17 protein-coding genes and 4 pseudogenes are annotated in these 18754 nt (G+C 41.1%); 10 read left to right on the top strand and 11 right to left on the bottom strand.

Features of this window, described 5'->3' with window-relative positions; genetic code table 11:
• Nucleotides 1-12: 12 nt before the first annotated feature.
• The gene (locus tag AB4405_RS20295) at nucleotides 13-537 is read left to right on the top strand and encodes an outer membrane beta-barrel protein (RefSeq protein WP_372062584.1); all 525 of its coding nucleotides are present in this window, start codon (nucleotides 13-15) and stop codon (nucleotides 535-537) included.
• A 174-nt stretch (nucleotides 538-711) separates the two neighbouring features.
• On the opposite strand, the gene AB4405_RS20290 is transcribed toward AB4405_RS20295, so the two are convergent.
• From AB4405_RS20290 to AB4405_RS20270, 5 genes are all read right to left on the bottom strand, one after another.
• Nucleotides 712-1485 carry an EAL domain-containing protein gene (locus AB4405_RS20290; protein WP_372062583.1) on the bottom strand — a complete coding sequence of 258 codons (774 nt, stop codon included), beginning with the start codon at nucleotides 1483-1485 and terminating at the stop codon, nucleotides 712-714.
• A 114-nt stretch (nucleotides 1486-1599) separates the two neighbouring features.
• On the bottom strand, nucleotides 1600-3471 hold the full coding sequence (locus tag AB4405_RS20285; RefSeq protein WP_372062582.1) for a methyl-accepting chemotaxis protein: 1872 nt from the start codon (nucleotides 3469-3471) through the stop codon (nucleotides 1600-1602).
• 583 nt (nucleotides 3472-4054) lie between these two features.
• Nucleotides 4055-4591, bottom strand: coding sequence for a porin family protein (locus tag AB4405_RS20280; RefSeq protein ID WP_372062581.1), 537 nt, complete (start codon nucleotides 4589-4591; stop codon nucleotides 4055-4057).
• A gap of 109 nt (nucleotides 4592-4700) precedes the next feature.
• On the bottom strand, nucleotides 4701-5111 hold the full coding sequence (locus AB4405_RS20275; RefSeq protein WP_372062657.1) for a glycine zipper family protein: 411 nt from the start codon (nucleotides 5109-5111) through the stop codon (nucleotides 4701-4703).
• Between the two features lie 193 nt (nucleotides 5112-5304).
• The gene (locus tag AB4405_RS20270; RefSeq protein ID WP_372062580.1) at nucleotides 5305-6210 is read right to left on the bottom strand and encodes a LysR family transcriptional regulator; all 906 of its coding nucleotides are present in this window, start codon (nucleotides 6208-6210) and stop codon (nucleotides 5305-5307) included.
• Nucleotides 6211-6360: 150 nt separating this feature from the next.
• Between AB4405_RS20270 and AB4405_RS20265 the strand changes: the two are divergent.
• Nucleotides 6361-7565 (top strand): annotated as a pseudogene (locus AB4405_RS20265) (MFS transporter).
• Between the two features lie 198 nt (nucleotides 7566-7763).
• On the opposite strand, the gene AB4405_RS20260 reads toward AB4405_RS20265, so the two are convergent.
• On the bottom strand, nucleotides 7764-8132 hold the full coding sequence (locus tag AB4405_RS20260) for a hypothetical protein (protein WP_372062579.1): 369 nt from the start codon (nucleotides 8130-8132) through the stop codon (nucleotides 7764-7766).
• 656 nt (nucleotides 8133-8788) lie between these two features.
• Entirely contained in the window at nucleotides 8789-9238 is a 450-nt protein-coding gene (locus AB4405_RS20255) for a hypothetical protein (RefSeq protein WP_372062578.1), read from the bottom strand.
• Between the two features lie 30 nt (nucleotides 9239-9268).
• On the opposite strand from AB4405_RS20255, the gene AB4405_RS20250 reads away from it, so the two are divergent.
• The 6 genes from AB4405_RS20250 (at nucleotide 9269) to AB4405_RS20225 (ending at nucleotide 12919) form a co-directional block, all read left to right on the top strand.
• On the top strand, nucleotides 9269-10348 hold the full coding sequence (locus AB4405_RS20250) for a helix-turn-helix transcriptional regulator (RefSeq protein ID WP_372062577.1): 1080 nt from the start codon (nucleotides 9269-9271) through the stop codon (nucleotides 10346-10348).
• Nucleotides 10349-10350: 2 nt separating this feature from the next.
• Complete coding sequence (locus tag AB4405_RS20245; RefSeq protein WP_372062576.1) at nucleotides 10351-10887, top strand: hypothetical protein; 537 nt, start codon at nucleotides 10351-10353, stop codon at nucleotides 10885-10887.
• A gap of 66 nt (nucleotides 10888-10953) precedes the next feature.
• Nucleotides 10954-11391, top strand: a complete 438-nt coding sequence (locus AB4405_RS20240) for a hypothetical protein (protein ID WP_372062575.1) — start codon at nucleotides 10954-10956, stop codon at nucleotides 11389-11391.
• A gap of 218 nt (nucleotides 11392-11609) precedes the next feature.
• Nucleotides 11610-12332 (top strand): NAD-dependent deacetylase, encoded by a 723-nt coding sequence (locus tag AB4405_RS20235; RefSeq protein ID WP_372062574.1) that lies wholly within the window; start codon nucleotides 11610-11612, stop codon nucleotides 12330-12332.
• The gene (locus AB4405_RS20230) at nucleotides 12329-12643 is read left to right on the top strand and encodes a cyclic-phosphate processing receiver domain-containing protein (RefSeq protein ID WP_372062573.1); all 315 of its coding nucleotides are present in this window, start codon (nucleotides 12329-12331) and stop codon (nucleotides 12641-12643) included. The genes AB4405_RS20235 and AB4405_RS20230 overlap by 4 nt, the downstream gene beginning before the upstream one ends.
• A 45-nt stretch (nucleotides 12644-12688) precedes the next feature.
• Nucleotides 12689-12919: a hypothetical protein gene (locus AB4405_RS20225; protein ID WP_372062572.1), complete on the top strand. Its 231-nt coding sequence runs from the start codon at nucleotides 12689-12691 to the stop codon at nucleotides 12917-12919.
• A 409-nt stretch (nucleotides 12920-13328) separates the two neighbouring features.
• On the opposite strand, the pseudogene AB4405_RS20220 reads toward AB4405_RS20225, so the two are convergent.
• The 4 genes and pseudogenes from AB4405_RS20220 to AB4405_RS20205 form a co-directional block, all read right to left on the bottom strand.
• Nucleotides 13329-13598, bottom strand: a pseudogene (locus tag AB4405_RS20220) (carboxypeptidase M32); the annotation flags it as partial.
• Nucleotides 13599-13824: 226 nt separating this feature from the next.
• Nucleotides 13825-14142: a hypothetical protein gene (locus AB4405_RS20215; RefSeq protein WP_372062571.1), complete on the bottom strand. Its 318-nt coding sequence runs from the start codon at nucleotides 14140-14142 to the stop codon at nucleotides 13825-13827.
• Entirely contained in the window at nucleotides 14142-14627 is a 486-nt protein-coding gene (locus AB4405_RS20210; RefSeq protein WP_372062570.1) for a DUF4405 domain-containing protein, read from the bottom strand. The genes AB4405_RS20215 and AB4405_RS20210 overlap by 1 nt, the downstream gene beginning before the upstream one ends.
• Before the next feature lie 506 nt (nucleotides 14628-15133).
• Nucleotides 15134-15402 (bottom strand): annotated as a pseudogene (locus AB4405_RS20205) (carboxypeptidase M32); the annotation flags it as partial.
• Nucleotides 15403-15593: 191 nt separating this feature from the next.
• On the opposite strand from AB4405_RS20205, the pseudogene AB4405_RS20200 reads away from it, so the two are divergent.
• Nucleotides 15594-17948, top strand: a pseudogene (locus AB4405_RS20200) (TOTE conflict system archaeo-eukaryotic primase domain-containing protein).
• The gene (locus tag AB4405_RS20195; protein WP_372062569.1) at nucleotides 17945-18556 is read left to right on the top strand and encodes a Fic/DOC family protein; all 612 of its coding nucleotides are present in this window, start codon (nucleotides 17945-17947) and stop codon (nucleotides 18554-18556) included. Before AB4405_RS20200 ends, AB4405_RS20195 begins: the two are co-directional and overlap by 4 nt.
• Nucleotides 18557-18754 lie beyond the last annotated feature (198 nt).

The raw sequence follows: 18754 nt of genomic DNA, 5'->3' as shown, positions 1-18754 counted from the left end.
AGAAGGTTAACAATGAAAAAGACTCTTTTAGCGCTTGCGCTTATTGGTGCATCAACGTCAGCATTTGCTGATGCGTGGTTATATGGTGGCGTTTCTGCTGGTCGTGCTGACTATAATGATAACAATGACACACCAATGGGCTTTCATGTTGGTACAGGCATTCTACCAATCATTGGTGTTGAAGGCGGTTACTGGAAGCACGGTAACTTTGATATGACCAATAGAGATACGGGCGCAAGTGGCTACGCTGAACTAGGTTCATGGTACGCGGCGTTAAAGCCAAGTATCGACCTTGGCCCTGTTCAACTTTATGCGAAGGGTGGTCTCCATTACTTTAACGCGGATTACAAAAGTGGCTTGAGTAGCCAAGGCAGCGAGAGCGGTACAGACTTTATGTATGGTCTTGGTGCGGATTATTTTGTGACTGATATGCTATCTATTGGCGCAAGCTGGCAGCGTTTTAACGGTATTAAAACGGTAGCGGGTGGACAAGATCTCGATAGCTTTACTATCAATGCAACGCTTCACATTTTCTAAATTGTTATTGGCTTTGTAAGATAAAAATAGAAGCGGCCGAATTGGTCGCTTTTTATTGTGATGCGATCACGAAGCATCAATACCGCTAGCAGTGTGTTGGGCTGAACATCTGTCAATTTAGTGGCAAGTTAAACATCATAATCGCTTGGGGTGCCTTTGAGGTGTGTTTTTGGCTTACTGTGGAATCAGTGTCGGCATGTCTAAATAAAAGCCTTGAACAAAATCTATATCGAGATGACGTGCTATTTCGAGGTCGCCCGGACTCTCAATGCCTTCAAGAACAATCTTTTGATCGTTGCCTTTAATTAAATGTACTGCCTCAATTAATGGTAATGAGTTACCTTCGCGATATTGTTGTAGTAGCCCAATGTCAATTTTGACAATTTCTGGTTGAATGATTTTTAATCGATTTTCAGTGGAATGCCTTGATCCAAAATCATCTATCGCGACGTTAAAGTTATGGTTTTTCAAAAATTTGATTTTCTGCATTAGTGCTGTAGGGCAACTAGTTTCATTTTCTACAATCTCAACGACAACATTGGCATTACTATAGCTGCTTTGGCTAATACTATGTTTTTTTATACAACGTATCATAACGGGCCAAATTCTCTTGTGTACGCCTAGATACCCTAATGTATTGGGAGCCATGTTCAGAAAGACCTTACCGTGTAAATTGTCTTTGAATGCTCGATAATTTATTACGTGTAAAGTGGTGACCGCAAGATCCATATGGATCTTATTAATGGAAGAAAGTGTTGGCTGGTCAAAAAACGCATTAGGGGAAATGGTGTCCCCTGATGCGTTTTCACATCGGAGTAAAAGCTCGTACCCAAAAGGGGTCGTCGTATTCAAGTTATAAATAGTTTGAAATGCAGACGAAAGGAAGTAGTCGTTATATTGCAACTGAAAAGAAGACCCAGTATGAATGAGTGCTTTGTTAATGTTCATAATTATTAATACTTTAGAATACGGTCATTATTAAAAGCTAACAACGTTCACTCTATTGAGAGCAATTGAGTGAACGTTGTTAGTGTCAGATGGAGAAATTAAATAGAGCGAACTCTACACGATAAAACGATTTAAGGTGCTTTCTTGTTTGTTAACTTGTTCTATTTGCATTTCCATCGCAGTATTGGTTTCACTTGATGCTAGCGCTACCTGTTCACTGAGGTCTTTAATTTTCTTTGTATTGGCATTAATTTCTTTAGCGGCTGATGTTTGCTGTTCAGCTGATGTCGCGATTTGAATGTTCATCTCTGATATTTGTACAATATATTCTCGAATATCAACGAGGGATTGTTCTGCTTTTTGCGCACTTAGAACGGCTTGCTGAGCATTACTTCGACTTAACTCGATTTCGCTGCAGACTTGTGAAGACCCCAGTTTTAGCTCTTCGATTTTTTCATGAATTTCGGTTGTGGCTGCCTGTGTTTTCTGTGCCAGCGTTCGAACTTCATCTGCAACGACGGCAAAACCACGACCAGACTCACCTGCGCGGGCAGCTTCAATTGCGGCATTCAATGCTAATAAATTTGTTTGGTCAGCAATCTGATTGATGACATCAAGTATGCTACTAATGTTATCTGTAGCGATTGACAATTGCTGTACTTCGCTTGATGCCTTCGCGATTTTGTTCGATAACTCATTAATTATATTGTTGGTTTCGATTACAACGGCAGAGCCTTCTTGGCTGACACAGTCTGCCGCTTTGACGTAGTCGGCTGCGTTTCGAGTGTTATTAGCCACTTCCACCGAGGCACTGGTCATTTGGTTGATGGCGGTTGCTAATTGTGAAAGCTGTTGTTGTTGTTCTGACGTAGCAGCATACGAGGTTGAACTTGCTGCTGTTGTTTGGTGTGTTAATGCGAGTACTTCATTAGATACGTGCTTTGAATCAATCATTTGCTTTTGAAGTTTATCCATAAAAGCGTTGAAGTTATTGGCAAGTAAAGAAAATTCCAAATCGGTGTGAGTATCCAATCGTCTTGTCAGATCGCCTTCGCCATTCGCAATGTCGGCAATGGCGAAGTTAAGGTCATTAAGAGGCTTGAAGAGATAGTGGATCAGTAGCGATAACGAGCAGACGATCACTAATATACCGATTATGGCAATTAAGATGACTTGATTTCGCATGTCATCAATACTTGAAAACGCAATGTCGGTGTCAACAATGGACCCAATATAAGCGCCACTTCCGGGCATTTCGATTAGGTTAATAAGCTGATGAGCGTTATCAATTAACAATTCTTGTGGGCCTTCAGTAAGCTTCACACCCGGTGCAAACTGCGTCATGGGCAGACCGTTATAACGGCGGTTAGGGTGCGCAATCGTCATGCCGTCTTCCGTGATTATAAACAGGTAGCCAGCATCAAATAGGTTGGTTTGGTTAATGAGTTCGGCGAGAGGTAATAGAGACACATCAAACACAACGCCTCCGACGAATTCACCTTCTGAGTCAAATAAAGGCGACGAAACAGAGATGATCATTTCTTGTGTCGATGAGTCGACGTACGGATCTGTGACGACTGTCCTCATCGCGTTTTTCATCTCGATATACCACGGCCGTTGCCTAGCATCATAGCTATCGGAGGGTACCCAGTTGTCATTACTAATTAATTGACCGTTACTTTCATATCCAACCCCAATGGCTTGAAAGCTATTTTTGAGAGTAGGGGAAGCAATGATATTTTGAACATAGGCAGAATCATTTGCGCTAATATTCAATGATTCAGTCACTGAATTAGCGAGGTTGTTGTTTGATGTTAACTCATAGGTCACCATATGTTTAACAGCAGTCATTAATTCTTGAATGCTGTTATCGATATGACGCTCTAATTCGTTTCGAGCGGTAATTTGTTGGGTAAAACCTAATGCTGAAATAGTGAGCATTAATAATAAACTAGAGGCAATAACGATTTTTGTTCTGAATTTCATAATAGTATTTTCGTAGCCTAGCGATATCTGATACGTCGCTTATAAATTTATGGCGCTATTATGAACGAATGTTACAAAAAATGGGGGTATAAACAATATAACCATTGGTTATATTGAAAGGGATTTTATTGCCAAGGTGTTGTAATGAAAGGTTAAAGTAAATTATCTTTATTTAAAGAAGGAACCTCATAGTTAGGGTGTTAAATTATAAAGCTTGCAATTTTAATATCTGGCATCAACCCAATGTTGAAGTTTTCTATTAATGGTTTTTCAAAGTAAAATAAAAAATTAGCGATAATTCTATATTACTGTAACTAAACTCTAGTTTATTAGTTCCAGTTTTCTTTGTTTTATAAGGGCGTGGATCTGTATTTATGTTAATGATTACAGTAGATATATACAATATGTTGCTATAAGTATAATTGCATTAATATCGATTAATCGCCTTATTGACTATGTTATGGACCACACCAGAAGATCCGCTCTAGAAATTAAATATTGCTATTGATTACTGTTTTTAATAATTAGTAGTGATAGGCAGGGCTTCAATGATGGCAACGCTGCCTATCATACGAATTAGGATTTAAAACTTATAACCGAAGGTGATGGACAGCTGATCCATATCAACACTTTCAACATTGTAAAAATCGTAGCGTAAGTCAGCATAGACGCCCATATCAAGGGTTGCTCGAACACCGAGTCCACCCATTAATGATGTCTCAGTGAAAGAATCTGGGGTGTAATTGGCGAAGGAAATTGTTTCATCTACTCGCACTAACCCGACAGCACCGTAAGGCTTAATGGACCAACTATCAAGAGTAAACATATACCCTAGGTCTGTATCGAATTTTACATTGTTACCATTGATATCTGCGCCAAATACCGAATTGCTATTATTTTGATACGACAAGTTGATACCTACGATACGGTTGATATCATAACCATACTCCAATTTGATACCATCTCCCCAATCTAAGCCAGAGTTACCCACAACCAAATCGGTGTTTGAGTATCCTAAACCTATCCGGTGACCTGACACGTCGTTGTAATCTTCTGCAAAACTTGAGATTGAAGTGGCAAACAAAAATACAGCAGGAATTAGGTGCTTTGTATATGTCATATAATTAGAACCTTTGTAGTGGTAGCATCCGTTCTAATTAATCCATGATAAGAATGTGTTGACTTGTAAATGACCACCTCTTTAAGAGGAGTAGACGAATTTTCTACGCTCAACTATTTTTATCGTTGTTCGCTTTGTTTTCTTTTTCTGCTTCAGCAAGTTGCTCTTCCAGTTCGCGAATTCTGATTTCAGCCTCTAACTCAGCAACGCGCTTTTCTGCATCGCTACGATGGTCTTGAGATACACCGTCAGCGAGAACTTTTGTATCGCTAGACGATCGTGAGTCATCGAGATCCTTCATTGAACCAGCAACACCACCAGCAACGCCACCCGCTACCGCAGTCTTTGCAGCAAGTCCTGCATCACCTGTTAGAGCGCCCACTGTAGCACCGAGTAAAACCCCACCTGCAGCACCGCGATTGCGCGCAGCATTTTCGTTGTCTGAATCAAAGGCGGGTGAAGCGCATCCTGCAAGTACCATCAATGTTGCTGTGACCAGTGCGGCCTTAGTGTGTTTGATTGTAAATGTCATTTCGTATCTCACTGTGTGTTGTTGGGGCGTAGAGATAATACAAAATGACGTTTACTTTAAGAATTGATTATTCGTTATAGGGCTGATAACCAAATCGAATCACGCTCTGTTTAGGCCAAATTGTGATGCTCGATAGTGGCAGCCTCGTCTTGGTGAGTGGTTTTGACGGGGTATCGCGAGATTAAAACTTATCAAGCAAGAACTCTAGAAACAGTCTGATTCGTTTGGGTTGATATTGACGACTCGCGTAAACCACATTCAGGTCGGAGCTAAATGCCGACGTCGACGTCGTGAAGTTAGCCATGTAATCGTCGAGTACGGTGACTAATCGATGATCATCCAGATCAGCTTGAATATCTAATTGAGATTTTAGTGCTATACCTGCGCCGGCGAGCGCCCAATGACGGACGACTTCTCCATCATCAGAAAAACGGCATGGTAGTAAGGTAATTGAGTGGCGGTCTTCTTCGTTGTGAAAATGCCAAGTTTTTAGTTCTTCATGGCTTCTCAACATTGCCAAACAGTCGTGATTTAACAAATCACGCGGGGTTTTCGGTGTCCCCATTCGCTGTAAATAAGAAGGTGAGGCACAGAGTAAACGCGTACTTGATGCGAGACGCCTTGATACTAGTGAACTGTCAGCGAGCTCTCCATATCGAATGACAATATCGACACCTGACTCGGTTACATTGGACAGGCTGTCGTTGAGGTACAAGTGAGGAATAACATCGGGGTAACGTTGGCAAAATTCATCGAGAATAGGAAGGATCGCCTGTTTGCCGATGTCTTTAGGGGCGGAGACTTTAAGCGTGCCTTTCACCTCTTTTAAGCCATTTTGAAGTAAGTTCTCAGTCTCATTGACGTTTTCAATAATATCCAGACATGCTTGATAGTACAACGCACCTGAGTCGGTTAGTGATAAGTGACGGGTGCTGCGGTTGAGCAGTTTCACGCTATAGCGCTGCTCTAGAGATTGTAAGCGGGCAGTCACCGTTGCTGGAGACAGCCCAAGCTCGCGTCCAGCAGCAGCAAGGCCTTGATGCTTAACAATACTGACGAACAATGTCATGTCTGAGAATTTGTCCATGTCTCTCTCTTAATTCGGCTCAGTTGAATAATGAATTCACATATTAACCAATTATCAAAATAAAGTGAACGAATATACTGGCTGTATTCGATATAGAGAGCGCCAGTAAAGTTAATGATAGCTGGCGATGAGAGATTAAGTGAGATGACAATGAACAAAGATAAAATGCCGCTTCAGGTTTGGATACTAACACTGGCCGCGTTCGCGATTGGTACCGCAGAGTTTGTCATCGCGGGGATTTTACCTCAGATAGCAACGTCACTATTGATTACTGAAGGACAGGCAGGGTATTTGATTAGTGCCTATGCGCTAGCGATTGTCTTCGGTGGACCGATATTGACTATCTATCTCGCTCGGTTCAACAAAAAATGGTCCTGGCGAGCTTGATGGTGTTGTTTATATTGGGGAATGTATTGTCAGCGTTTGCGCCAAACTATGAGGTATTGATGTGGAGCCGAGTTGTTACTGGCTTGGTCCAAGGGCCTTTTTACGGTATTGGCGCTGTCGTTGCTACCAACCTAGTGTCTGAAAAAATGGCTGGTCGAGCGGTTGGGCAAATGTTTGCAGGTTTGACGCTTGCTAATGTCCTTGGCGTACCAGGAGGGACGTGGATTGGGCTACAGTTTGGTTGGCATGTGACGTTTCTTGTTGTTGCGAGTCTTGGCTTGGTTGCGATGTTATTTATACTCGCTGTGGTTCAGTCAACCGGGCATGGCGAAGCGAAGAATATACGAGACCAGTTGTTAGCATTCAAAAATCCAATGCTACTAATGAGTTTGGCGATAACGGTGTTTGCGTGGTCAGGGTTTATGACGTTGTATGGGTATCTTGCTCCAATAGCTATGCACATCACTGGCTTTGACGAAGGTGCGGTCACGTGGATTTTAGTTATTGTGGGTGTTGGGTTAATTGTCGGTAATACATTGGGCGGTCGTTCATCGGATATCAATCTTCAGAAGTCATCCATGTTTTGGGCGATGGCTATGGTCTTGTCCCTCGTACTTGTTGGGTTGTCCGTTGATAGCAAGGTGTTGTTTGTCGCCGCGGCATTTGTGTTTGGTGTCGCCTCGTTTGCCAACGTCCCTGCGATGCAACTTCGAGTAATGAATCATGGTGGAAATGGTCAAGAGTTAGCCGCAACAGCCAATATTTCCGCGTTTAATCTAGCCAATGCATTTGGTGGAATACTTGGTGGTGTAGTGATTGATAGCCAACTGGGCGCAAGTATGATTCCCTTTGCCGCGGTGTTGGTTCCGGTTGTTGGGTTAGCATTTATATTTCAGACCAACAAACGTGAAAAACAGGCATTTGCTAAAGAAGATAATAATTTACATTCGTTGCCACAAACTGACTAGTGAAGGCGCAATATCATTCACTACTTTAGTAAAAGCGAGTGCTGCTTCATGTCATGACCGTATTTTAATGGTAGAAATACGGTCATGAATAGCGCAGGCAGCCTTAAAGATCTTGTTAGAGAGGCCATTAACGTTATCGAAATATTGTTGGTTTTGTTCTCTATAATTACGGAGTGTCTTTATAATTGGTTTTATGTTTTAGTTAATAGCAAGGCCATAAATAAGCAGAAGAGTCATAATACTATCGACGGCAATAATTGATTTCATTGGCGCTCTCAACCTGCCGTTTCCGGTGAATAAAATCGTACCTATTAATAAAGTTTTAGATAAGATAGCGGCTAACGTGATAACGGTCGTCAGTGCTGTATTCTGAGATGCAGTGATCATTAAAGCTCCGAGAATTGCTGTATTGAAGCCCCACGTACGTGAAAATAGGCGCCCTAAGCTTTCAGTCACCGACATTTTATAACTAAGTTGCAAATACTTGTCTAGAAAGATGCCTTGTAACCCAGCTGTAATTGTTATGATTCCGCCCCACAATAATGTGTTAGCTAATACTTCATTCATTTATATTCTTACCATTTTTCTTAGTACTATATGATTCACGTAATGTGAAATAAGATGCGAGATAGTCTTACAGGTATTCATTTTTCCTGAGTTGACTAAGTTTTATTATTGTAATCGCCTTGGCGTTCTATGGTAATTGGATTGCATTGAAAAGTGAGTTTAGTTTTATTCAGTGTTCGAAATGAGCGTGTTTGTAATCACAGAAGAAGCATGTCTGGTTGATCATCGCCAACGACATTTTGCTTTATAAGTAAAGAGAGCATATTTTTGACGCGCATTGAAACGAATTGAAAGGCTGAAAAACAATATCATCATGTTCTTCTACTGTTTTGAATTGCTGCCTGTACTTGCAAATACTCCTATGCCCTAAATGCAAATCAGAGGTTAAAAATAATCTACTCACTCGCCTTTCCTATGTAATCGGTAAACAACATTAATGTTATAAGTGTCGGTGTATTTGGTTACTATGGATACTATCATTGCATTCTTCGCCTATATTTCTCTTGCTGAACGGAATTATCATAAGGCAAGCGATTAAGATCGGAACTCTTGAGTCTTCTCTTAAGAATGAAAATAAAAGTATCTATTGTCCCCACGCTAAACTTGCTTGACGATAGCAAGAGCTTTTGTATCTAGTTGACTAAAGCTTGATGAGTTCAGGTGTTGTTATTAATTTTCTCAAGTAACAGATTTTTCATTTTGAGAATGGAAAGCTTATTCTTTTTAGACTTAGAATATTTGGTTAGATGTTCTTCTGGTCCGAGCTTCTTAATTCTTCGAAAGATTTTTATTAATGCGGCTCTCTCCTTTTTATTGGTTGGGATGAGATACTGAAGTTCGTTTTTACCAGACCAAACAACATTAAGATTGAATTTTCTCTTATCCTCGATAGATCCAAACTCATTGCAACAATAATGTAGGCAATAATCACATTTTGGGTCGTCCATCCAAATGTGGTGGTAATAGCCGCTCGACATTTCATAGAATCCTTGAATACAGTTGAAACCATGCCATTCATAGCAGTCATTTTTAGCATCATATTTTTCTCCCAAATATTCGATTACTTCGTCTTTTGTAAATGGACCTGAGTTGGTTTCTTCTGTCATATTACTTCTCCTTCAGTAAAGCTTGTGACGATGCTCATAATATACAAAGCGGTAACGACAGGTTCTGTCGTCATCAGATGGATAATTGGATATATTGTCTATCCGATTGTAATTACTGAATTAAATTTTATGGAAAGCTTTGAGAACAAGAGAGCAGTGCTCGCAAAAGTACCAATGAAAGGAAAAATCACTGCGCAGAAAATTCAGGAAAAGCTAGAGGCAGAAGGCAACATGTTGTCACTAAGAAGCGTTCAACGCATTCTTAAAAGCCTAGCTAAATACGGCGTTGAGTCAGATACAGGAAAACCGATTGGTTGGTCGCGAGAGCAAGGGCTTGATTTAGGATTAACGGGAATGGATTTAAGTACCGCCATTACCCTAAATCTTGTTGAGAAACACCTAGAGCAGGTTATTCCTCCATCCTTGTTCAGTAATTTGGAATCCCACTTCAACGGCGCTAGACACTATCTTCGATATGAAAACAAAACACCTCGAGGGCTTTGGCCACGCAAAGTGTACATCCATCAAAAAGGTATGCCTTTGCTCCCTTCAAAGCTCGATGCTGAAACGATAAACGTTATTTACAAAGCCGTGCTTGAAGAAATGTGTATCAGACTGGTTTATCGCTCATTGTCTTCTGATAAAGATCAGCGTGTCATTTTCCACCCATTTGGTATCGCCTTGCGCGGAGAGCGGAATTATCTAGTCGGAAAATTTGATGGCTACAGCGATGTTCGCCAACTTTCATTCAACCGTGTAATCAATGCCGAATCCTCTTGTTTTCCAGCCATTGTTGACGAAGGCTTCTCACTAGAGACATACGTTCAACAAGGTGAAATGGGCGTAATACGCAGCTTAGATAAACTTGCGATAACGCTATGGGTAACGCCAGTGTTTGCCAGAATCCTTGATGAAACACCACTAAATGACGTTCAGTCAATTAAACCCAAAGGTGAAGATTTTCTCATCCGCGCGAAAGTGGATGACACCGATGAATTGCGTCATTGGCTCCTATCTGTTTGCAACCATGCAACAGTAGTAGAGCCTTTGGCATTACGTGAAGAAATAAAACAAACCCTTAGAGATAGTATCTCGTGGTATGAGGACTAAAAATGTGTAATTTAGAAAACAAAGCCGTACCTATTATTGATGTTTATTGGAAAGGTCCAATCGCACTAAACGAACTCAAAAAGTTAGAGGAACCTGAGGTGCAAGTGCTTTATCAAATTTATGGGCATCACCCTGTATATGGCCCAGAGAGTCTTCTCTATATCGGGAAAACGGAACAGTTAAATGGGGTGAAGGATAGACTTCCAGAGCATAAATGGATTGATAGTCAATGCGATGAGTGCAAAATTTACTACGCAAGTTGTGCTGAATTTATTGATTGGCAGACGTGGGAAAACTCTGGTGATGAATACCCTAAATATGATTCATTAGAAAATGGAATAACTATTAATGATATTGAATCACTACTCATTTATGCTCACCATCCATCAGGAAACTCACAATCAATCCAAACTTTGGGTATTGATGTTAAGAGGCATTTTCGAGTATTCAATACTGGAAAACGCAAGGCACTTGAGCGAGAGCTAAGTACTCAGTATTTCAACGCTGTTAACTACATAAATAATAGTAAGACTCAGTAACATCATACGACAATTCTTGTCGCAACCTTGTTGCATACTCTCTTCAATTAACTGGAGAGAGTATAAATGTCTTACAACACCTTTCGCTTAGCGGAACACTACACGTCAATTCAGCACCAGATATTCGATGATCGCGATAACATCGGTTCGCTTTATGAAAAACTAGGTGACTGTGTTACCGAGTATTTATTTCTATCTCATTTGGTCAAAAAAATAGAATCAATCTCGTGCGAACAGAATTTGCTTGCGATTATAAGCCAGCTTATTGAGTTTGAATTAGCGCAGTTTCAGCCACTAGGTCTAATCCCAATACATAAAGAAGGGCCTAGATGCTTTAATGGTGAGGCAGTCTACCTGTCTAATGACTGCTTGGTGATCAAAGTGTCTTCTTACCAATTTCCCACATGGCAGGTTTTGTTAACTGTTGTCGCACGAACGATTTACTCAGATTTTCCAAATACGCAGATGCAAACACACTTTGAGTTCTCAGGAGTAACTTTATGAAAGTTTGTCTTGATGGTTTTCGACCTACACCAAATGGTTGGATGAGGGCGTTTATGCAACATCAAACGATTGAAGTACTAAAAGAATACAAAGCAAGTGAACTGAATTATCCATTATTTGAATATATCAGTGATTTATTGTTTTTTGTTGCGCTATGCGTCAAAACCTGTCGCATATCTTATTTACTATTAGTCTCAACAGTTTAATCACGAGAGAAGATGATGGTAAATAACACAGAAAAGAGAAAGATTGTTGTGTTTACAGGCGCAGGTATAAGTGCCGAAAGTGGTTTGCGCACTTTTCGAGATGGTGATGGTTTGTGGGAAAGTTATCCTATTCATGAACTAGCAACGAAAGATGCCTTTGAGCGTAACCCTAAGCTAGTGCTGAGCTTTTACAATCAACGTAAGGTTGCCGCCAAAAATGCACAACCTAACAAAGCTCACATAGCATTAGCTGAATTAGAGGATGTATATGACGTGGTCATCATTACTCAGAATGTCGATGACTTGCATGAAAGAGCGGGCAGTTCGAAAGTTATTCACCTACATGGGCAGTTAAACCGCGCCCAAAGTACCATTGAATCTTCAACTATTTATGACTGGGATAAGCAGATTGAGATTGGTCAACATTGTGAATTAAATAGCCAATTGAGACCTAATATTGTTTGGTTTGGCGAACCAGTGATGTATTTAGAGGAGGCAAGGAAACATATTAAGTCTGCTTACAAAGTACTTGGAGTTGGAAGCTCTCTGTCAGTTCAGCCAGCCGCCAGCTTACTCAATAAAGCGCCATTCAGGGCTGAGAAAATTCTTATTTCCCTTGAAATTAAGGGGAAAGTTCCTTTTGGTTACAAGTTCATGAGAGGCAAGGCAGCAAGTATCGTTCCCGTTATATGCAAGAACTGGCAAGAATTAGGACTCAGTGGTAGATGCAAATGAAGGTCTATTTAGATGATGAGAGACAGGCCCCCGAAGGTTGGTATCGAGTTTATTGGCCAGAAGAGGCGATCGCGCTTTTGAATAAAGGTGATGTCACTGAAATCAGTCTTGATCATGACCTAGGCGATGATGAGCACGGTACTGGTTATGATGTAGTGTTGTGGATCGAAGAAGCTGTTGCTTTGCGAGGTTTCAAACCACCAATTATTCACGTTCATAGCGCCAACTCATCAGCGAGGTATAAGATGTCACTAGGTATAGCCAACATAGAGTTACTTTCATCTGCTCACAGCCAGTTGAATGAATTTTAAGCACAGACCTGATGTATGGTTGGTATTAAATATACGAGAAGCATTATGCGTGGAAGTGAACTGTACCAAGCAATTCGTAAGTTACAACTTTCAGGGCTGACCAGAGAGCAAGCGGCTGCTTATGCTCATGAGCTTTATCTAGCGAAATACTTCCCAAAAACGTATGACTCAAGGAGAGCTTTTAAACGATTTCATAGTGTCGGTTTTTCTGATTCTGTAGCCGATATTTTGGTTAAAATGCTATGGAAACTCAGATGCTGCAGTATCGGTGATTAGAACGAGGGTTGAACGGTGGGAAGAGAATCACGATTAACAATGACGAATCCGTAAGCAGTAGTCAGCCGAGGCCTCGTAATCACCGCTGATTAGTAACAAGCTATTGTGGAGGATGCTTTGCTCAAGTCAGAATGTATATAAGTAATTTTATTTGCCATACTTTCAGGTAATTATTTCTTTGCTAAACTAGAAAAAAGCAACTTGGAATTGTCTACATTTGAGTTAGAGAGCGCTGCTTTGTGTTTGACAAGGAATAAACCAACTTTGCCTTTGGCTTTTTGAGCTTCTACATCAGGCCGTTGTGTTCCTAAGGGGAGTAATACTTGTACTATACTTCTTCTCACTTTGGTTCTACTTGCATAGCAAGTTCTGCAAGCAGAACACTTCAATTTGGTTGACGTCTACCAATCTATAGATAACGATTTCTCAAATGGTCTTGGAAAAACTGTGCGTTTAAGGTTTCTCCAGTGGCCTGACTAACTAGTTCATCAGTAGTTAATAAACTACCTTTACTCCAGATGTTTTCTGATAACCAGGAGAAAATTGGAGAGAGGTCACCGCTTAAAATTGCTGAATCGACATCAACTGTTTTCTTCATTGCAGCCATGAATTGAGCGGCATACATGGCTCCCAGCGTATAGCTAGGGAAATATCCGTAACTTCCATCTGTCCAGTGGAGAATATGACCTGCATCTTTAGGTAGTTACGGCTGTCCAAATTGTTGCTAGCGGGGCGACTTAACTCAGAAATACCCCATTGTAACTATTGCATCCAAACTAATGTCTCGATGATTTGGTAACTTTGATCTACAAATAGTAATGAATGGCAAAAGGCAGACCTATCCTCGCTAGTTCAGTGGCAGCGGGCGCGTCGAGTGTTATACCTCTGGCTGAGACATTGTTTGACTAGTGGGCAGGCCGAGTAGGCTTGTTTTGGTTGTCGCGTGTACGTTTTTTGAAAAAAAAAGCAAAGAGCTTTATCACGCCAATACACAAAAAGGCGGGGACCATGGTCAGCACAGTAAGCTTAACAAATGAGACGCCGAAAATCGCAAACCCAGATAGGTTTCGTTTTCCTTCTTCGGGTGCAAGATCGGCTGCTGCATTATTTATTGTTCCTGCCCAAGTTGATAGCTCTAAGGTCCACATTACTGCACAAATGATAAGCGAGATGATTAAGATAATAGCTGAGCGCTGTTTCCAACGATAAACGAGATATTTCATTATACACCTGCCTTAGTGTTGTGTTTCTGTCTCATTTTGCTGGTCACACCTTTTATCCACTGCCAGTGTAGAGCAAGATGGATACCAAGCATTGGCATCACTAGGTTTCCTAGGTCATGATGTAGCTTGGACCAAACAGGCAGTATTTCTACTGGCATATTGAGCTGAGGTAGCAAAGCTTCGGAAGCTAAGAATCCACTGAGTGTTGCCATCAGCATGACCAAGTAGAACAAAGCATCCCAAACCGCGTTGAATCGATCTTTAGCAGATTGCTTGTGGATGAAGTTTTTTGGAAGAGATACCATCCAGTCCCAATGCAGTAGTAAGTGGATAATCAAAGGAATAATAAACAAAAGGCTCAGCCATTCGTGAGCCGCTACACCTGTTGCTTTGGGAATACAGACAAAGATAAAGCTGACCAGCAGTAGGATGTCCATGACATACTGAGTCTTTACCAAACTATCTTTCCATGTGCGAGTTTGCATGATCAATTGCCTGATAGGTTGTTAAGCCATAAAAAATTCATGATTATAAATTAGCAAGTCGGCAGATTGATTCAATTGATTTTACAGTAATTTACAGTTAGAAATGCCGCGCGTCTTGATAGCACGGCATTTGTGATCGGTTCCAGATAGATTGGGCATCAAGTTAAGCGATTTTTCATGCCTTTAATAATCGGGCTTTGACCAGTTTACATCATGGGATTGATGATTTTTAATCCTAATCACCTAAACTACACACTGAGAGTGTAGTCAATCTCAGTAAAGTCAAACATGTTCAGAGTTGTTATTTCTCTGTGTGATAGGCTTTTGAGACAACAAAGCTGTCTTCAAACCAGTTCCAACTTTGCCTTTTGCATTTTGAACCTTTGCATCAGGCCGTTGTGTTCCTAAGGGGAATAGTACTTGTACAATGCTTCTTCACACTTTGGTTCTACTTGCATAGCAAGTTCTGCAAGCAGAACACTTCAATTTGGTTGACGTCTACTAATCTATAGATGACGATTTTTCAAATGATCTTGGAAAAACTGTGTATTCAGCGTTTCCCCAGTGGCTTGTTTTACCAATTCATCCGTGGTTAATAAGCTGCCCTGCTCCATATGTTGTCTGAAAGCCAAGTGAAGATAGGGGATAGGTCACCGCTTTCAACCACAGCGTTTACATCAACCGTTTTCTTCATTGCTGCCATAAACTGCGCCGCATACATCGCGCCTAAAGTGTAGCTAGGAAAGTAACCAAAAGCACCATCTGTCCAGTGGAGAATGTAACCTGCATTTCTAGTTGGATATTACTTCGGGATCTACAGCGCTAGTCGGCTATCGAAAGATAAGAAACAATGACTGGCGGGGTGCTAGGATGTTATGTGTTATGTGTTATGTGTTATGTTTGCATGTTAGGGTGAGAAGAAGCGTTTCACTACTATGAATTTGCCACGGAGTAGGTAGTAACATCATGGATGAACTCAGTGCGATAAAACAGAAGATATCGGCACTTACATCAGAGCTAGCATTGCTTGAAAGCCAAAAAAGACAGCTTATAGCCTCGAAGAGTATTGAGTCTTCAGACTTTTGCAAGGCCATGTCACCCAAGCTGAAAATTGAGCTATTTCAACGTTACTTTCGCGGAAATTCCCGTTGCTATGCGGTTCGTTGGCAAAACAAGCAAGGACGTTCTGGTTACTCCCTTGCATGCAATAATGAATGGCAGCAAGGGCTTTGTAACAAACCGAAAGTCAAATGCCTTGAATGCCCAAATCAATCGTTCAAGCCTCTTGATGAAACCGCCATATATGATCATTTATCGGGGAAATCTATCGTTGGAATTTACCCGATGGATGCTGATAGCAACTGCTGTTTCCTTGCTATCGATTTCGATAAAAAAGATTGGAAAGAAGCTTCACTGGCTTATGTTGAGGCATGCCGACGTAATGAGATAGATTTCTTGTTTGAACGTTCACGCTCAGGTAATGGTGCTCATGTATGGATTTTCTTTGAAACTAAAGTAGATGCAGCTAGTGCGCGAAAACTGGGTTTTATGCTTCTCGATCAAGCGATGCGAATCCACGGAGCATTGTCCTTTGAATCCTATGATCGTCTCTTTCCTAATCAAGACGTTTTGCCTGTAGCTGGGATAGGAAACTTGATTGCTCTACCACTCCAAAAAGGTGCAAGAGCAGAAGGTAACTCTGAATTTATTGATGAAGAGTTTTCGTCTTATCAAGATCAATGGCAGATACTGGCTTCAACAAAAAAGTTGACTCTCTCTGCTCTGACAAAGCTTGTAACCTCTTATAGTTCTAATCAGTCTACTGATAGTTCTACATCGGATTCCACATTGCCACCGTGGGACCGAAACTTACCAGTTACTTCTTCGGTGATATCAGATTGCCCTGACAGTATTGAAATAACGTTGGCAAACAGAATCTATCTTCCTATCGAAACATTACCTAATGCTCTTATTGCCAGTTTGAAAAAGCTGGCATCGTTTTCAAATCCTAAGTTTTTCAAGGCACAAGGACTGCGGTTATCGACGAACGGAATATCCAGGTACATATCGTTGGCAGAAATCGATAGTGGGTATCTTGTTCTGCCAAGAGGTTGCATTGATGATACTTGTGATTTACTTAAACAGTCTGGGATCAGCTTACTCTTTAATGATAAAAGAAGGTCAGGAGACCGACTGAGCAGCATCCAATTCAGTGGCGAGCTAAGGGAAGAGCAAAAGAAAGCGGTGGATGCGGTTTCTAAATTTGATATTGGCGTGTTGCATGCGCCTACAGCATTTGGAAAGACTATAACGGCAATAGGTCTGTTGTGTAAAAGAAAGGTCAATACCCTAATCCTTGTTCACAATAAGCAACTCGTAGACCAATGGCAGGAAAGGCTAAAGGCATTTACGACGAATGTTGAGATAGGTGTGATTACAGGATCCAAGAAAAAGCCAACGAAGTCTGTTGACGTCGCAACCTATCAAAGCTTGCTTAACCGAAGCGATAATACGGTCAATTCTGTTGTCCATGAATACGGGCAGATCATCATCGACGAATGCCATCACCTGTCAGCACCACAATATGAAAAATTATTGGGAGAGGTGCACGCAAAGTACATACTTGGTATTAGTGCGACTCTGGAACGTAGAGACGGTCACCAGCCAATTATTTTCATGCAGGCGGGGAGGGTAAGGCATACTATTACTTCGTCCAGCTCGGTCAAGTTTACTCAGAGCCTTCAAAAGAAGGAGGTTCATTTTGAACCACCGCTTCAACTAGCAACTCAAGACCCTCGGCCACACATTGCAGATGTGTACAGGTGGTTGATTGAGCATGAAATAAGAAATAAGCTAATCATCAGTGATATTGAAGCTGAAGTGAAAAAAGAGCGCGTACCTATCGTTCTTACAGAGCGCCGAGAGCACGCGAAATTGATGAGTGAAATGCTAACCCAGAGAGCTATTCAGAACGAGGTGCTTGTTGGCGCAATGAAAAAGAAAGATCGAGACGAGGTTAATGAAAAGCTGGCCACAACTCAGGTGCTGGTAGCGACAGGTCGGTTTATTGGGGAAGGCTTTGATTTACCCCGACTTGATACATTAGTTCTCGCATTACCTGTATCCTAGAAAGGAGCGCTTGTTCAATATGTCGGAAGGATACAGCGGGAGTATGACGGTAAGATGGAAATCCGAGTTATCGATTATGTAGACATGAAAATTCCAATGTTGGCAAGAATGTTTTCAAAGCGGAACAGGGGATATAAGGCATTAGGTTTTGTAGAATCAGGTGCATTCAAGCAGGAGAATTTCAAGCTATGAATAGATACGAACTCGATTCATCAGAAACACGATACGAAAATGGGTCACAAGGCAAAGTGCTGGCTAATAAACTAGGCATCATAGATTCTGATGAAATGGATGATGTTGAAGCAATCCTTTTAACAAAGCTGTATGAGAAAGTTTTTGAGCTGGATGATACTGATCTGAAGGTGACGTTTCCTAACGTTATTGATTGGCATAGGCAGTGGCTTGGCAACGTCTACGAATGGGCTGGAATGGTCAGAAATGTCGATATGGGGAAAGGAGGGTTTCAATTTACATCTCCACTTCAGATCGGAAGATGTATTGAGTTATTTGAACAGGACTACTTATCAAAGTTTGAAGCAATCCCTGATATGAGCATTGAAGAGTTAGTATCTTATCTAGCTCGAAGTCACATTGAACTTATTCTGATTCATCCGTTTAGAGAAGGAAACGGAAGAATAAGTCGTCTTCTTATGGACGTGATGTGTAACAAAGCGGGGTTAGGCTTATTAGATTACAGCTTATGGGATAAGCACAAAGACTTTTATATTGCATCAATTCAAGCTGGCGTAGCTCACGAATACCAGTATATGGAAAGATTGGTACGAGATTTAATTAGCTAGTGATAGGCTGCTATACTTTCGTTTACTTGCTTCTAGGCGTTTCTCGATTTTTTGCACAGGGGAGCCTGTTTCGATCGCAGTAGAACTTGCAACTGCACGGTAAATCATTTTTTGGGTAACTTTCGTTTTCTTCTGCGCCATATGTAATTGACCAACTTGGTTACTGCTTCATACCCATATAATACAGCAACATTTGAT

Source organism: Vibrio sp. 10N.261.51.F12, from assembly GCF_041471725.1.
Lineage (GTDB): Bacteria > Pseudomonadota > Gammaproteobacteria > Enterobacterales > Vibrionaceae > Vibrio.
The sequence above is the reverse complement of the archived record's forward strand: the minus strand, read 5'-3'. Positions and strand labels throughout refer to the sequence as shown.

Excerpts from the sequence above, each read along its gene's own strand:
- AB4405_RS20295 (WP_372062584.1), top strand. The coding sequence starts at position 13 with ATGAAAAAGACTCTTTTAGCGCTTGCGCTTATTGGTGCATCAACGTCA.
- AB4405_RS20195 (WP_372062569.1), top strand. The coding sequence starts at position 17,945 with ATGAATAGATACGAACTCGATTCATCAGAAACACGATACGAAAATGGG.
- AB4405_RS20290 (WP_372062583.1), bottom strand. The coding sequence starts at position 1,485 with ATGAACATTAACAAAGCACTCATTCATACTGGGTCTTCTTTTCAGTTG.
- AB4405_RS20250 (WP_372062577.1), top strand. The coding sequence starts at position 9,269 with ATGCTCATAATATACAAAGCGGTAACGACAGGTTCTGTCGTCATCAGA.
- AB4405_RS20245 (WP_372062576.1), top strand. The coding sequence starts at position 10,351 with ATGTGTAATTTAGAAAACAAAGCCGTACCTATTATTGATGTTTATTGG.
- AB4405_RS20260 (WP_372062579.1), bottom strand. The coding sequence starts at position 8,132 with ATGAATGAAGTATTAGCTAACACATTATTGTGGGGCGGAATCATAACA.
- AB4405_RS20215 (WP_372062571.1), bottom strand. The coding sequence starts at position 14,142 with ATGAAATATCTCGTTTATCGTTGGAAACAGCGCTCAGCTATTATCTTA.
- AB4405_RS20225 (WP_372062572.1), top strand. The coding sequence starts at position 12,689 with ATGCGTGGAAGTGAACTGTACCAAGCAATTCGTAAGTTACAACTTTCA.
- AB4405_RS20270 (WP_372062580.1), bottom strand. The coding sequence starts at position 6,210 with ATGGACAAATTCTCAGACATGACATTGTTCGTCAGTATTGTTAAGCAT.
- AB4405_RS20280 (WP_372062581.1), bottom strand. The coding sequence starts at position 4,591 with ATGACATATACAAAGCACCTAATTCCTGCTGTATTTTTGTTTGCCACT.
- AB4405_RS20210 (WP_372062570.1), bottom strand. The coding sequence starts at position 14,627 with ATGCAAACTCGCACATGGAAAGATAGTTTGGTAAAGACTCAGTATGTC.
- AB4405_RS20235 (WP_372062574.1), top strand. The coding sequence starts at position 11,610 with ATGATGGTAAATAACACAGAAAAGAGAAAGATTGTTGTGTTTACAGGC.
- AB4405_RS20285 (WP_372062582.1), bottom strand. The coding sequence starts at position 3,471 with ATGAAATTCAGAACAAAAATCGTTATTGCCTCTAGTTTATTATTAATG.
- AB4405_RS20230 (WP_372062573.1), top strand. The coding sequence starts at position 12,329 with ATGAAGGTCTATTTAGATGATGAGAGACAGGCCCCCGAAGGTTGGTAT.
- AB4405_RS20255 (WP_372062578.1), bottom strand. The coding sequence starts at position 9,238 with ATGACAGAAGAAACCAACTCAGGTCCATTTACAAAAGACGAAGTAATC.
- AB4405_RS20240 (WP_372062575.1), top strand. The coding sequence starts at position 10,954 with ATGTCTTACAACACCTTTCGCTTAGCGGAACACTACACGTCAATTCAG.